This is a genomic window from Streptomyces sp. NPDC014764 (assembly GCF_043082785.1).
Classification (GTDB): domain Bacteria; phylum Actinomycetota; class Actinomycetes; order Streptomycetales; family Streptomycetaceae; genus Streptomyces; species Streptomyces althioticus.
The window spans coordinates 1,105,790-1,120,235 of sequence record NZ_JBIBXY010000001.1 but is presented as its reverse complement, the minus strand read 5'-3'; the positions used below and the strand labels follow the sequence as shown (position 1 = coordinate 1,120,235).

The 14,446-nt window shown below is 74.2% G+C and carries 11 protein-coding genes; 2 read left to right on the top strand and 9 right to left on the bottom strand.

Annotated features, from left to right (window positions below):
* Positions 1-7: 7 nt before the first annotated feature.
* The 4 genes from ACF1AG_RS05035 to ACF1AG_RS05020 form a co-directional block, all read right to left on the bottom strand.
* Positions 8-1,684: a glycosyltransferase gene (locus ACF1AG_RS05035; protein ID WP_391809322.1), complete on the bottom strand. Its 1,677-nt coding sequence runs from the start codon at positions 1,682-1,684 to the stop codon at positions 8-10.
* Positions 1,684-3,879, bottom strand: coding sequence for a CDP-glycerol glycerophosphotransferase family protein (locus ACF1AG_RS05030; protein ID WP_359602299.1), 2,196 nt, complete (start codon positions 3,877-3,879; stop codon positions 1,684-1,686). Before ACF1AG_RS05030 ends, ACF1AG_RS05035 begins: the two co-directional genes overlap by 1 nt.
* A gap of 134 nt (positions 3,880-4,013) precedes the next feature.
* Positions 4,014-4,802, bottom strand: a complete 789-nt coding sequence (locus tag ACF1AG_RS05025; protein WP_359750500.1) for an ABC transporter ATP-binding protein — start codon at positions 4,800-4,802, stop codon at positions 4,014-4,016.
* Complete coding sequence (locus ACF1AG_RS05020) at positions 4,795-5,724, bottom strand: ABC transporter permease (protein WP_359602295.1); 930 nt, start codon at positions 5,722-5,724, stop codon at positions 4,795-4,797. Before ACF1AG_RS05020 ends, ACF1AG_RS05025 begins: the two co-directional genes overlap by 8 nt.
* A 140-nt stretch (positions 5,725-5,864) precedes the next feature.
* Here ACF1AG_RS05020 and ACF1AG_RS05015 point away from each other — a divergent pair, with 140 nt between their 5' ends.
* Positions 5,865-6,500, top strand: a complete 636-nt coding sequence (locus tag ACF1AG_RS05015; RefSeq protein ID WP_359602293.1) for a TetR/AcrR family transcriptional regulator — start codon at positions 5,865-5,867, stop codon at positions 6,498-6,500.
* Between the two features lie 72 nt (positions 6,501-6,572).
* On the opposite strand, the gene ACF1AG_RS05010 is transcribed toward ACF1AG_RS05015, so the two are convergent.
* Together ACF1AG_RS05010 and ACF1AG_RS05005 are read right to left on the bottom strand one after the other, a co-directional pair.
* The gene (locus tag ACF1AG_RS05010) at positions 6,573-8,183 is read right to left on the bottom strand and encodes a glycosyltransferase family 2 protein (protein WP_391809321.1); all 1,611 of its coding nucleotides are present in this window, start codon (positions 8,181-8,183) and stop codon (positions 6,573-6,575) included.
* Positions 8,184-8,268: 85 nt separating this feature from the next.
* Entirely contained in the window at positions 8,269-8,763 is a 495-nt protein-coding gene (locus tag ACF1AG_RS05005) for a MarR family transcriptional regulator (RefSeq protein WP_359602289.1), read from the bottom strand.
* Between the two features lie 125 nt (positions 8,764-8,888).
* Here ACF1AG_RS05005 and ACF1AG_RS05000 point away from each other — a divergent pair, with 125 nt between their 5' ends.
* On the top strand, positions 8,889-9,302 hold the full coding sequence (locus tag ACF1AG_RS05000; RefSeq protein ID WP_359750493.1) for an organic hydroperoxide resistance protein: 414 nt from the start codon (positions 8,889-8,891) through the stop codon (positions 9,300-9,302).
* On the opposite strand, the gene ACF1AG_RS04995 is transcribed toward ACF1AG_RS05000, so the two are convergent.
* From ACF1AG_RS04995 to ACF1AG_RS04985, 3 genes are all read right to left on the bottom strand, one after another.
* The gene (locus ACF1AG_RS04995; RefSeq protein WP_391809320.1) at positions 9,251-10,870 is read right to left on the bottom strand and encodes a hypothetical protein; all 1,620 of its coding nucleotides are present in this window, start codon (positions 10,868-10,870) and stop codon (positions 9,251-9,253) included. The genes ACF1AG_RS05000 and ACF1AG_RS04995 overlap by 52 nt on opposite strands.
* A gap of 96 nt (positions 10,871-10,966) precedes the next feature.
* A complete protein-coding gene (locus ACF1AG_RS04990; protein ID WP_359602283.1) occupies positions 10,967-12,232 on the bottom strand; it encodes a hypothetical protein in 1,266 nt (421 codons plus the stop codon).
* Positions 12,229-14,445, bottom strand: coding sequence for a CDP-glycerol glycerophosphotransferase family protein (locus tag ACF1AG_RS04985; RefSeq protein WP_391809319.1), 2,217 nt, complete (start codon positions 14,443-14,445; stop codon positions 12,229-12,231). Before ACF1AG_RS04985 ends, ACF1AG_RS04990 begins: the two co-directional genes overlap by 4 nt.
* Between the last annotated feature and the right edge of the window lies 1 nt (position 14,446).

Sequence of the window (14,446 nt, the reverse complement as noted above, 5' to 3'; positions counted from 1 at the left end):
CGGGCCGTCAGCGCAGGATGCCCGCCACCAGCTGGACCGCCCGCCGCAGCCGCGGGTGGACCAGGCGGCCGGCGGCCGGGCGGAGCGCGGCGGCGACACCGGCCGGCTCCCAGCGGACCTGGAGGCGCCCCGGGTTGTGCCCCTCCGGTTCGACGGTGACCCGGTGCGGGGCGGCGCCGGAGCGGTAGGGGACGCGGGCGGTCAGCGGCGGGAACTGCAGGGGCGCCAGCAGCAGCGCCTGGTTGCTCTGGCCGCTGCCGGAGAGCCGCAGCAGAGGGTGCCGGACCCCTGAGAATCCGCCCAGCGGCAGCCGCGCCACGGCCAGGTCCAGCCGCACCGTCCCCTCGAACACACCCGGCCGCACCGGGGCCAGGCGGAACGGCACGGTGAGGCGGCGCCGGCCCGGGGAGATCACCAGGCTCGCCCGCTGCGGGCCGACGGGGAGCCGCAGCGCCGGGTCGTAGGTGCGCACGGTGAGGTCCACCCGGGCTCCGCCCCCGGGGACACGGGCGATCCCGGTGATCTCGTGCCGGAACAGGGCGCCGGGGAAGGGACGGGTGTCCGGCTCCAGCTCGGTCAGGTCCAGCTCGCGGCGGGCGCCCACGCCGTCCGGCACACGGTCGCCCCAGTAGACCCGGCCGTCCGCGTCGGCGGCGAGCCGCCTCGGGGCGACGCCGTACCCCAGCCCCCGCGCGGCGAGCGCGGCCTCCGGCAGACGGCGGTCCCGGACCAGCTGGAGCACCACCCGCTCCGCGCGGGGCAGCCGCGCGTACGCGCCCGGGGCCAGCGTCTCCAGGTACGGGTTCACCTCGTCGGCGAAGGCGGCCAGCCACTCCTCGTCGCGGTACGGCAGGTCGCCCGCGTACATCCGGAAGTCGTGCTTGAGGAACTTGTGGTCCTTGTCCTCCCGCAGCCCCTCGTGCCCGCTCTCCGCCAGGAACGCGTCGATCAGCCGCTGCACGTGGATCCGGTCGCGGACGTTGCCGATCAGGTGCCGCTGGTTGGATATGGACGCGGCGTCCGAGCTCACGTAGGGGGCTATGTACCAGAGGTAGACCGGCTCGGGGACGATCGTGAACCGCTCGGCCAGGCAGTAGGCCTGCGCCGAGAAGAGCTGGTCCTCGTAGTGGATGCCCTCCGGGAAGCGCAGCGCGTGCCGGTCGAGGAAGGCGCGGGCGTACATCTTGCTGGTCGCCAGGTGCTCGAAGAACAGCCGCGGGTCGTCCTCGACGCCGTCGAGGGTGCGGCGCTCGCCCACCAGGTGCGGCATCCACGTGGAGCGGCGCCCGGTGTCCACCCGGATCCGGCGCACCGCGCCCATCGCGAAGTCGATCTCCCGCTCCCGGTGCGCGGCCAGCAGGGCGGCGACCGCGCCGTCCGGCAGCTCGTCGTCGCTGTCGAGGAACATCAGGTACGGCGCCCGGGCGATCTCCAGGGCGCGGTTGCGGGGCGCACTGCATCCGCCGCTGTTCTCCGGCAGTCGGAGGTACCTCACGCGCGGGTCGGCGGCCGCCAGCTCCCGCGCCACCCGCGGGGTGTCGTCCGTGGAGTGGTCGTCGCTGATGACGACCTCCAGGTTGCGGTGGGTCTGGCGGCACACGGACCGCACGGCGCGGGGCAGCCGTCCGGCGTCGTTGTGCACGATCACCGTGACGGTGACGTCGGGGAGCCGGGACGTGGACATCACGCGGTCACCTCCTGGGGAGCCGGCGCCGGGGTGCGCTCCTCCGGCGGCAGCACCGGGGGCAGGGACGCCTCGTCCTCGCCGAGGAACACCCGGCGCACGACCCGCTCGGCGGCCCGGCCGTCGTCGAACTCGCAGAACCGGCGGCGGAACGCGGCCCGCGCCTTCGCCGCGCCCTCGTCGCGCCAGGCGTCGGTGGCGAGGATCTCGATGAGGTCGTCCTGGGTGCGCGCGACCGGCCCCGGCGCCTCGGCCATCAGGTCGAAGTACACCCCGCGCGTGGTGCGGTACGTCTCCCAGTCGTCGGCGTGGATGACGATCGGGCGGTCCAGGTTGGCGTAGTCGAACATGATCGACGAGTAGTCCGTGACCAGGGCGTCCGCTGCCAGGCACAGCTCCTCGACCGGGTCGTACGACGACACGTCGATCACGCGTCCGGAGCGGCGCAGCCCGGCCAGCGGGGAGAGGCCCGAGTCGTAGAAGTAGTGGGCGCGCACCAGCAGTACGGTGTCCTCGCCGAGCCGGTCGGCGAGCGCGGCCAGGTCCAGGCGCGGGGTCCAGCCGGCCTCGTAGTCGCGGTGGGTGGGCGCGTAGAGGACGGCCCGGCGGCCGGGGGCGATGCCGAGCCGTTCGCGGACCGCGCGCACCTCGTCGGCGCCGGCCGTGCAGTAGACGTCGTTGCGCGGATAGCCGTGGTCGAGGGAGACGTACCGGGACGGGTAGGCGCGCTCCCACATGCGGGTGGTGTGGCTGTTGGCGGAGACGCTGTAGTCCCACTTGTCGACGCGCTCCAGCAGGGCGTCGAAGTCCAGCCCCTGTGCCGCGGCCGGGTAGGCCATCTGGTCGAGGCCCATGCGCTTGAGGGGGGTGCCGTGGTGGGTCTGCACATGCACCGCGTCGGGGCGTTTGACCACGGCGTTCGGGAAGTTGACGTTGTTGACGAGGTACTTCGCCGTGGCGAGCACCTCCCAGTAACGGCGGGTGCCGGGGACCACGTGGTCGGTGCCGGGCGGCAGCAGGGCCGCGTTGCGCGCGGTCACCACCCACACCGGGTGGACGTGCGGGGCGAGTTCGGCGAGCTTGGCGGCGATCGCGGCGGGATTGCAGGCGACGCCGCGGTTCCAGTAGGCGGAGAACACCGCGAGGTGCGGGTCCACGGGGCGGCGCAGCGCCGCGCGGTACTGGTGGTCGCGGACCAGGGCGCCGGCCTGCCGCCGTCCGGCGCGCACCGTGGAGCGCACGGCGCGGCGGGCGTGGTTGGCGGCCTGGAAGGCGCGGTAGCGGGTGTAGGCGCCCTCCTCCAGCAGCGAGCGGCGCACGCCCTCCGGGCCGCCGGGACGGCGGTACCCCTCGGGACGGCGGCGCACGGCGGCGGATCCGGCCCGCAGGAAGAACTCCCGGGCGGCCGGCTCGGGCACGGCGCCCCGCGCGAAGGTGCGCAGGCAGTCGCGGACCATGATCTCGTAGAGCACGGTGTAGGCCGCGGGCCGGTCCTGGGCGAGGTCGAGGAGGGCCTCGTAGCGGTCGACGGCGGCGAGGTGCTGCGCGGGGGTGACGGGCGGGAGGCTCGCGGGGCGCAGCCGCCGGTCCTCGTAGGCGATGTGCGGCAGGCAGGAGACGCGGCCGGCGAGCAGCAGGGCGGCGAGGGCGGCGCGGGGCTCGTCGTCGGTGGTGAGGTGCTCCTCGTGGGTCCGCCAGAAGCCGGCGCGCAGCACGCGGGTGCCGAGCAAGGGGGTGAGGCGCAGCAGGTAGGCGGCGTCGGCGAGGGCCGGCTCGGTGCGTCCGGCGCGGGCGAGGAGGGGCCCGTCCGCCGAGGGGAGGGCGGAGCTGCGCCAGGTGCTGCGCAGATGGTCCAGGAGGAGGACGTCGACGCTGTCGGGCAGCTCGGCGGTGCGCTCGGCGACGGTGCGGGGGCTGCCGGGCGGGAGGCCGTCCTTGGCGCGGACGAAGTGCAGCCAGCGGCCCGTGGCCCGCGCGGCCCCCGCCGCTCTCGCCGCCGCGTCGGAGGTGCCGTCGGGCAGCGGGACCACCTGGAGCTGCGGGGCGTGCCGCCCGGCCGTCTCACGGGCCCAGTCGCCGACGGCGGCGACGACGACCTCCACGTCCGGCAGGGGGTGGGCGACGAGCGAGTCGAGCAGGCCGGTCAGGTGGTCCTGGGTGTTCGGCCCGTGGACGATGACGCTGAGCTGGGGCATCACGGGGCTCCTTCGGCTGCTCGTCGGCGCGGACGGTCCCGTCGGTCGTTATCCAGTCATAGTGACACCATCAGGGCGAATCAGGCGGCGGGAAGTCCACCCGAACGGCGCTCGCCGGGCCCGCACCGGATCTGCTAGCGGGCTCCCGTGAACTTCTCGTACTCCCGGAGCACCTCGTCCGTCGGCCCGTCCATGCGCAGCTCGCCGCGCTCCAGCCACAGCACCCGGTCGCAGGTGTCGCGGATGGACTTGTTGTTGTGGCTGACCAGGAACACCGTGCCGGCGTGCTTGCGCAGCTCGCGGATGCGGGCCTCGGAGCGCTTCTGGAAGGAGCGGTCGCCGGTCGCGAGCGCCTCGTCGACGAGGAGTACGTCGTGGTCCTTGGCGGCCGCGATGGAGAACCGCAGGCGGGCGGCCATGCCGGAGGAGTAGGTGCGCATCGGCAGCGTGATGAAGTCGCCCTTCTCGTTGATCCCGGAGAAGTCGACGATGTTCTGGTAGCGCTCCTTGACCTCCTCGCGGGACATGCCCATCGCGAGCCCGCCGAGCATCACGTTGCGCTCGCCGGTGAGGTCGGCCATCAGGGCCGCGTTGACGCCGAGCAGGGACGGCTGGCCGTCGGTGTAGATGTGGCCGTTCTCCACCGGGAGCAGTCCGGCGACGGCCTTGAGCAGGGTGGACTTGCCGGAGCCGTTGGTGCCGATCAGCCCGATCGCCTCGCCGCGGTACGCCACGAAGGACACGCTCCGCACGGCGTGCACCCGGCGCACGCCGGACGCCTTCTCGGTCTGCCGGCGGCGGAGCATGCGGTTGAGGGCGGCGGTCGCGGTGCCGCGTCCGGCGCCGGTGCCGTTGACCCGGTAGACCACGTCGACGCCGTCGGCGACGACCGTCGGCCTCCTGTCCTTGGGGGTGTCAGCCACGGCCGTACCTCTCCTCTGCCTTCCAGAAGTAGACGAAGCCGACCACGCCCGCGAGCACCGCCCAGCCGAGCGCGAACGCCCACACGTGCGGCGGCAGGTAGGACGAGTCGTACTTGTCGATCAGCGCGAAGCGCACCAGGTCCATGTAGACGGCGGCCGGGTTCCACTGCAGGACGTCCGCCAGCCAGGCGGGGACGTTCTTGTCCTCCAGCATCGCGGGGATGGAGAACATCACGCCGGACGCGTACATCCAGGTCCGCAGCACGAACGGCATCAGCTGCGCCAGGTCGGGGGTCTTGCTGCCCATCCGGGCGAAGATCAGCGCGAGGCCGGTGTTGAAGACGAACTGCAGGGCGAGCGCGGGGAGCACCAGCAGCCAGGAGGCGTCCGGGTAGCTCTTGAACCCGATCATGATGACGACCAGGACGATCATCGAGAACAGCAGCTGCTGGAGCTGCTGGAGCGCGAACGAGATCGGCAGCGACGCCCGGGGGAAGTGCAGCGCCCGTACCAGGCCGAGGTTTCCGGAGATCGCCCGCACGCCCGCGAGCACCGAGCTCTGGGTGAAGGTGAACACGAAGACGCCCGTCACGAGGAACGGCACGTAGACGTCGCCGGGTATGCCCCTACGGGCGCCGAGCAGCAGGCCGAAGATGAAGAAGTACACGGCCGCGTTCAGCAGCGGCGTCGCCACCTGCCACAGCTGGCCCAGCTTCGCCTTGCTGTACTGGGCGGTCAGCTTGGCCTGCGAGAAGGCCAGGATGAAGTGCCGCCGCCCCCACAGCTGACGGACGTACGCGCCGAGGGGCGGGCGGGCGCCGCTGACCGTGAGACCGTGCCGGGCGGCGAGGGCCGCGAGGTCGGTCTCGGGCGGTTCCGGGCGCGCCGACGCGGCGGGCGGTGTGTCGAGTGCCTGACTCACATCCGCTGCTTTCGCTAGGAGGGGGGTGGGGCGACGGTCACTACGGCTGTTACGTCGGAACGGGACCGTATCGTCGTGACGACGAGCGTAGGTCGAAAACGCGTCGGAACGCAACCGTATCGTCGCTACGCGGGCGGCCTATGCTGGAACGCATGACGAACGCCGACGCGCCCGAGCCACGTCCGCGCCGCCGGGCTCCCGCCGGGGCCGCCGTGCTGCGCGAGGACGTCACCGAGGCCATCCGTGCGGCCGTCTTCGAGGAGCTCGCCGCCGTCGGCTACGCGCGGATGTCGATCGAGGGCATCGCGCGCCGTGCCGGAGTCGGCAAGACCGCGGTCTACCGCCGCTGGCGGTCCAAGCTGCACGTCGTCCTCGACGTGGTCTCCGCCCTCGCCGTCCAGGGCCTGCCCGCGCCCGACACCGGCTCCCTGGAGAGCGACCTGCGCCTGCTCTACGAGGTCAGCTCGCGCGCCCTGCGCCATCCCGTCGCCTCGCAGATCCTCCCCGACCTCCAGGCCGAGGCCGCCCGCAACCCCGAGATCGCCGAGGCCGTGCAGAAGGCGTTGCGGGAGGGCCAGGACGGGGTCGCCAAGGGCATCGTCACGGCGGCCCAGGAGCGGGGCGAGATCGGCGCCGGCGTCGACCACGCCCTGGCCCTCGACCTGATCTCCGGGCCCCTGTACTGGCGCTCGGTGGTGATCCGCAGCCCGAAGCTGCCGAAGGGCTACCTGGACGGCCTGGCCCGCGCGACGGCACAGGCCCTCAAGGCGCTCTGAGCTCCGGCCCGCGCCAGGGCGGGGAGACGGTCCCGGCCCGCGCCAGTGCCCCGGAGACGGCGACGGCCCGCGTCAGGGCAGCCATCGGCGCAGGCGGCCGGTGAGGATGCGGCGCGCGTCCTGTGGCCCCGCCGCCACCCGGAGGGCCAGTGCGCCCCCGTGGGTCGCGTACGGGCGGGCCAGGATCAGGCCGTGGCGAGGGCTCGTGGCCGCACGGGGGCGCAGCGGGCCCGGACCCGTGAGGGCGTGGGCCGAGACCGTGCGGGTCGCGCCGTCCTGGAACCGCAGCGTCAGACGTAGATCCCACGCGCCCGTGCCGAGGGACGCCAGTCGTGCCAGCGGGACGGGTGTCGCGGCGGTCCAGGCGCCGTCGGCGGCCGGCCGCAGCGGCACCGTGCGGCGCAGCGCCAGGCCCGCCCGGTCCCGGTGGCGCCACTCCACCTCCGCGTCCACGGGACCGGCCCGCCCGACCGCGCCGTACAGCTCGTGCAGGCGCAGCCGCAGCAAACGGGTGCGGGTGCGCAGCTCGGCGTCCACGGCGAGCGGCAGCAGGCGGACCGGGCGCTCCGGCAGGGTCTCCAGGGTGACCTCGGGCAGCTCCGCCGACCAGCAGGGCGTGCCGTCGGGCGTCCGGGCGTACGGCGGGCACAGCCGGGACGGGCGGGCGGCCAGCTCGCGCAGCCGGGGGAGGTCGCGCGGCTCGGGGGAGGCCAGCAGCACCCGCGCGAGCAGCATGCCGGGGGCGGCCGGGTCACCGGTGCGGTCGGCGGCGTCGTACTCGGCGAGGTGCTCACGGGTGTGCGCCCACCACGCGCGGCGGTAGGCCTCGTCGCGCAGCGGCAGCTCGCGGACGTACATGCGCAGGTCGTGATCGAGGAACTTGGCGCGGACGGCTCGCGCCAGCCCCTTCTCCCCGGCGTCCAGCAGGATCGCGTGGGCGGCGCGGCAGGCGTGCGTGCGGGCCCGCCAGTTGCCGACGCCCGCACGGTCCAGCGAGATCGACAGCCGGGGCGCGGCACGGCGCACGTGCCAGACGTACACCCGGTCCGGGACCAGGGCGACGCGCGGGGCGGCGGCCCACAACCGCGCCGTGAAAACCATGTCCTCGTAGGGGAAGCGGCCGTCGGGGAACCGGATGCCGTGGGCGCGCAGGAAGTCCGTCGCGTACAGCTTGTTGACGCTGAGGGTGTCGCGGACCAGGCGCGGGCGGTCGGCCGGGCGGGCGACGACGGCGGGGGAGGCGTACAGGGCCGGCTCCCACGGCACCTCGCGGCCCGAGGGCAGCTCACGGCGCACGCAGAGACCGCCTGTGACCTGCGCGTCCGTCTCGCGCGCGGCGGCGAGGAGCGCGTCCACGGCGCCGGGCGGCAGCACGTCGTCGCTGTCCAGGAACATCACGTACGGGGCGGCCGCCGCGTCCAGGCCGGTGTTGCGCGGGGTGCCGCAGCCGCCGCTGTTGACCGCCAGCCGGACCACCCGCAGCCGGGGCTCGGCGGCGGCCTGCCGCTCCAGCAGTCCCGCGCTGCCGTCCGTGGAGCAGTCGTCCACGGCGACGACCTCCCGCACGGCGGGCCCCTGCCCGAGCGCGGAACGCACCGCGTCGGCCACGTGGGCGGCGTCGTCGTGGCCTATGACGACGACCGAGACGGCGCCGGCGTCGGCCGGGGAGGGGTCGGGGTGCATGGCATCCTCGGGGCGCGCTGCGGAGGTTCACTCCACGCTCGCCCGGAGCGTGCCGTCGCGCACCCCGGGACGGTCCCGGCGGGCGTCAGGCCCCCGCTGCGGCCGCCTTGTCCAGGGCGGCGGTGAGGTCGGCGAGAGTGGCGCTCAGCGCGCGCATCTCCTCGCTCCGCAGCCCGGTGGCGGCGGAGATCCGGCGTGGCACCCGCAGGGCCTGCTCGCGCAGCGCGGCGCCCTCCTCGGTGAGCCGCACCTCCACGGACCGCTCGTCGCGCGCGCTGCGCTCCCGGTGCACCAGACCGGCCGCCTCCAGCCGCTTGAGCAGGGGGGACAGCGTCCCGGAGTCCAGCCGCAGGCGCTCGCCCAGCCGCTTCACCGGCACCGTGCCGTCCTCCCACAGGACCAGCATGACCAGGTACTGCGGATAGGTGAGGCCGAGATCCTTCAGCACCACCCGGTAGACGCCGTTGAAGGCGCGGACGGCGGAGTTGAGGCTGAAGCAGACCTGCTGGTCGAGACGGAGCCAGTCGTCCGAAACGGCCGGTGCGTCCGTCGCCGGGATGGGGCCGGATGTCGCTGTCATGTCTCCAGGGTAGCGCTGCGCGAGTCATTTGGTTGTGTCCAATTGAATTGTGTGCTCTACTTGAGCTCACGGAGGCCGGGTCCCCTGGAACCGGCCGGTCACCCGCCGAAAGGAAAGGTGTCCTCATGGACGCGCTCTACACCGCAGTCGCCACCGCCACCCACGGCCGCGAGGGACGCGCCGTCACCTCCGACGGCAAGCTGGACCTCGGCCTGAGCGCCCCCAAGGAGCTGGGCGGCGACGGCAAGGGCACCAACCCCGAGCAGCTCTTCGCCGCCGGCTACGCGGCCTGCTTCGGCAGCGCCCTCGGCGCCGTCGGCCGCGCCGCGAAGGTGGACGTCAGCGAGGCCGCGGTGACCGCCGAGGTCGGCATCGGCAAGCAGGGCGAGGGCTTCGCGCTCGCCGTGACGCTCCGCATCGAGCTGCCCGACGGCCTCGACGAGGAGACCGGCCGCAAGCTGGTCGAGCAGGCCCACCAGGTCTGCCCCTACTCCAACGCCACCCGCGGCAACATCCCGGTCGAGCTCGTCGTCGAGTAGTCCCGCCGCCCGCTCCCGACCCGCGCCAGCACCTCGCCGGTGCGCCGGCTCCACGCCACCACCACGGCCTCCTCGGGCACCCGCTGGTACTTGGTGAGGAGCAGCCAGCGCACCTCGTAGCGGCGGACCACCGTGTCCCGCAGGGCGCGGGTCGAGGCGGGGTCCAGATACGCGCGCACATCGGCCACCCGCCGCAGCCGCTCCCGTTCGTCCAGCGAGGCGTCCGGCCAGGCGGGTGCGGCGAGGTTGGGCCCGTAGCCGGCGATCGCGTGGACGGCGTAGTAGCCGTCGGTGACCACCACCTCCCCGGGCGCGATGTGCCGCGCGGCCCAGTCGTACGACGGCCAGTCCGGGGGCTGCCGGAAGCCGACCGGATCCGCGGCGGGGGGCACCAGCGCTCCCGCGTGCACGGTCAGCAGCCCGGCAAGGGCCCCCGCCGCAGCGGCCCCGCCCAGCAGCCGCCGCCACACCGGCCACGGGCGGGGCGCCGCCAGTTCCACCGCCAGCGCGATCTGCAGAGGCAGCAACGTCACTCCGAGGGCGCGCCCGTAGGTGTAGTGGCCGCTCACCCAGCCGTACGCCACGACCGCGCAGTCCAGGGCGAACATCAGCACCAGCGGGTCCCGCCGTGAGCGCCGGGCCCGCAGCCACAGGGCCGGAAGACCCAGCAGCGCCAGCCCGAACTGCCCGGCCAGTTCCAGGTACAGCCGCCGGTGCATCGCGTCCACGCTGGAGTCCCCGGCCAGCGCGAACACGTCGAAGTACGGCCAGCAGGCCGCCGTCGCCAGAGCCGCCGTGCCGGTCAGCGCCCAGCGCCCGGCCAGCGCCGCCGACCACCGCCGCTGCCATCCGGCGACCAGTGCCAGCGCCCCGATCGCCGCCGCGACCGCGGTGATCGGATGCACCAGCAGGATCAGCCCGTACAGTACGCCCAGGCCCGCGTACCCGGACAGCGGGCGCAGGCCGCCCGGACCCAGATAGCGCACGCCCCCGGTGTCCCGGGCCCGCGCGCCGGTCAGCGCCCACGCCCAGAAGGCCAGCCCGATCGCGAACGCCGACGGGTAGGGCAGGTTGCCCGTCATCGACATCAGGTTGAGGTAGCCGCTCCACCAGGCGCGCTCCACACCCCACAGCAGGGCCGTCGCGGCGAGCGCCAGCACCGGCGCCCAGGGGCGCGGGGTCAGCACCCGCACGAAACGGCCCAGGCCGGTGAGCAGCACCAGCAGGTTCAGCGGACCGGTCAGCCGCAGCACCTCCCAGCCGCCCAGCCCGGTCAGCCGGGCGAACACGCCCTGCGCCACGGCGTACGGCGAGTAGTACGGGCTGCCCGCGCCGGGCAGGTCGGCCATCGGGTGCCGGGGGCGCAGCAGATCGGCCTTGAGGCGCTCCACGACCGCCGCGTGCTGACCGGCGTCACAGCACAGCGGCACCCGCCAGAACGCCAGGGTCATCATCAGGAAGAACAGGAAGCCGGCGCACTGGTACGGCGACGGGCGCCAGGACCCGCCGCCGCGCAGCGCCGTGGCGCCGTCCACCGTGCGGCGCCGGACGAGGACGCCGGCGCTCATCGGACGCGAAGAGAAAGGGGCATTCGGGGCATTTGCCCAATGTTCCCAGCTACGGTCCGGTCCTGACCAGCCGTCACCGCTTCGGGTGACACCCGGTCAGCCCACCGGCTCCATCGACGCCCCCTGTGCGGGCACCACCGCCCGCCGCAGCACGGGCTCCAGCAGCAGCGGAACCCCCAGCACCGGCAGCAGCCAGGCCAGCGTGATCAGCCGGTCGCCCCAGATGTTGATGTCCGGGTGCCCCGCCTGGTTGAGGAACCCCGTGCAGGCCGCCGCGGCCAGGAAGACCCCGAACGCCGGCCGCCGCCGCGCCCCGAGCCCGCCCGCCGCCAGCGCCGCCAGGAAGAACGGCTCCCACAGCTGCCGCCGCGCCCACTCCATCCAGAAGTTCCCCTGGAGCTGGAAGAACTCCGCCCACGGCCGCTCCCGGTCCGGCCGGGCGAAGTGGTCGGTGAGCAGGTCCTGCACGCTGTCCGACACCGACGGGTAGTCCAGCAGCCGGGACACCAGCACCGTGCCCAGCATCCCCGCGCACCCCACCGCGGCGAGCGCGACGGGGCCGCGCCCCGCCGGAATCCCCCGCCACCGCCGCCGTACCGCGACCGCCACGCCCGCCGCCGCCAGACCCGCCCCCAGGAACAGCGCCTGCGAGTGCTTCACCGTGAACAGCGCGAACAACGCGCCCCCGACGAGCGCGAGCCCGGCACGAGGTCCCGTCCCGCCCAGCACCAGGGCGCAGCCCCACAGCGCGGCCAGGGTGAGCGCCAGCATCAGGCCCTCGGTCATCGGGCGCATCGCCGTCGTCCCGCACGGCAGGACCAGGTACAGCGCCATCCCGGTGAGCGCGAGCGGCACCGGGGTCGCCAGCGTGCGCAGCACCAGGTACGCGAGCACCCCGCCCGCACAGGTGATCAGCACGCCCGCCGTCCACACCCCCCACGTCACCCCGAGCAGCGCGACGAACGGCGCCAGGACCAGCGGATAACCGGGCCGTACCTCGAAGATCCGCATGAACCGCTCCGGCATGAACGGCACCGTGTGCCCGGCGGTGTCCCCGGCCGCAAGGCGCGCCTCCACCTGCCGCCACTCCTGCTCCCGGCACTCCTCGAGTACCCGGGGCGCGGGGTCCGGGGCGTGGAAGCGCACCACGTCCACGAGTTGCGCGCGGTGCGCCATCGCCGCCTTCCCCGCGCAGTAGTGGTCGATGGTGGCGGCCGCCGCCTCCCGCTTGTCCGCGCCGGTCAGACTCAGCGCGTACGACACGTAGTTCTTGCTGTCGGGGGTGTCGCGGCCCTCCACGGTGGCCAGCTGCATCAGCGCGAACAGGGCGGCCAGCAGCAGCACCCAGGTGCGCGGCCTCACGACGGGGTCAGCAGGTCGCGGCCGGCGGTCTGCGCGGGCAGCAGGCCGGGATCGCCCGAGGGCTCCGGCAGCGGCTCGCCCAGCATCACGGCGCGCACCACCCGCTCGGCGGCCCGGCCGTCGTCGTACTCGCAGAACCGCTCCCGGAACGCCGCCCGCAGCCGCGCCGACTCCTCGTCCGCCCAGGTGCCCGACGCGAACAGCCACGCCAGCTCCCGGTAGGAACGCGTCACATGGCCCGGCGGCCCGGCCGTGACGTCCAGGTACGCGCCCCGGCTCGCGCGGAAGGCGTCCCAGTCGTCGGCGTGCACCACGACCGGCCGGTCCAGCAGAGCGTAGTCGAACATCACGGACGAGTAGTCGGTGACCAGGACGTCCGCCGCGAGCAGCACGTCCTGCACCTCCGGCTCGTCGGTGGCGTCCACCAGCACACCGCGCCGGTGCAGCTCCGACAGGCCGAGTCCGCGCGCCGGCCCGTCGGCGAGCGTGGGGTGCAGCCGGACCACCAGGGTGCGGCCCTCGCCCAGGTCGGCGGCGAACCGGGCCAGGTCGATCCGCTCCACCAGACCGTCCCTGCGGTAGTCCCGGCGGGTCGGCGCGTACAGCACCACCGTGTCGCCCTCCGGGATGCCCAGCCGCTCCCGGGTCGCGCGGGCGCGCTCCTCGTCCCCCCGCACCAGCACGTCGTTGCGCGGGGAGCCCGACCGCAGCGAGGTGAAGTGACAGGGGAAGGCCCGCTCCCACACCAGCTCGGAATGGCGGTTGGCGACCAGGCTGTGGTCCCAGCGGTCGGCCCGGCGCAGCATCTGCGGCACGTCGAAGTGCAGCCTCGCGCCGGGCTTGTCCAGCAGATCGGCGCCCGCGTACTTCAGCGGGGTGCCGTGGTGGGTGTGGACGTGCACACTGCCCGGCCGTTTCACCAGCGTGCCCGCCCAGTTGACGTTGTTGACGAAGTACGCGGCCCGCTCGGTCACCCGGCGGTACTCCGGCGTGTCCGGCAGCACGAACGGGGTGCCCGGCGGCAGGGCCGCGGCCCGCTCCTCGTCGGCGACCACCCACACGCCCTTGATGTGCGGGGCGAGTTCGCGGGCCGCGCGGTAGACGGCCGCCGGGTCGCCGAGCATCCCGCGGTGCGAGAACGCCGAGTACACGGCGAGGTGCGGGTCGAGGGGACGACGCAGCAGCGACCGGGCGCGCACCGCCCGCGCCGCCGTCGCCGTGCGGACCTGCCGGGCCCGCCGTTGCAGCTCCCGGCCGGTCCGCGTGGCCCTGCGGCGCAGCACGTACTCGGCGTACGAGCCCTCGAGGGCCCGGAGTTCGGCGGGGATGCGCCCGTCCGGCGGGCGGTTCGCGTGGAACATGTCGGCGGTGCGGCGGAAGAACTCGGCCCGGTCCGACGGCGGCAGCCGGTCCCGCTTGGACAGGATGTCGAGACAGTGCTCGCCCATCTTGGCGTGCAGGAACGGCCGCCAGTGCGCCAGCGCCGGACGGGCGTCCACGAACCGGAACACCCGCGCGTACTGCTCGTGCACGTCGAAGTGCTTGCGGCTGGTCGTGGACAGGATGTTCCCCTGGCGGCGCTGCCGGTAGTACAGGCAGATCCGGTCCAGGGTGGCGATGCGTTCCGCGCTGAGCAGCACCGGGAACGTCCAGGGCGTGTCCTCGTAGTAGCCGGGCGGGAAGGTGAAGCCCTCCCGCTCGACGAAGTCACGGCGGTAGACCTTGTTCCACACCACCATCAGCAGCTCGAGGATCTCCGGCCGCTCGGCCGCCGTGAAGGTGCTCCCGGAGGCCTCGGCCAGCACATGCGCGAGGACGTTGCGGCGGGTGCCGCCCCACCAGTAAGTGCGGGCGTAGTCGAAGACCAGCACGTCCGGGTCGCCGGTCTCGTCGAGCCGGTCCGCGAGGGCGCGCAGCGCGCCCGGGGTGAGGGTGTCGTCGCTGTCCAGGAAGAGCAGGTGGTCACCGGTCGCGTGCGGCATCCCGGCGTTGCGGGCCCGGCCGAGGCCCACGTTCTCCTCCAGGTGCAGCACCCGCACCCGGTCGTCGCGGGCCGCGTAGTCGTCGAGGATCGCCCCGCAGCCGTCGGGGGAGCGGTCGTCGACGGCGATCAGCTCGAGGTCGCGGTAGGACTGCCCGAGCACCGAGTCGAGACAGGCGTGCAGATAGCCCTGCACGTGGTGGACGGGGACGATGACGCTGAAGCGGGGCACG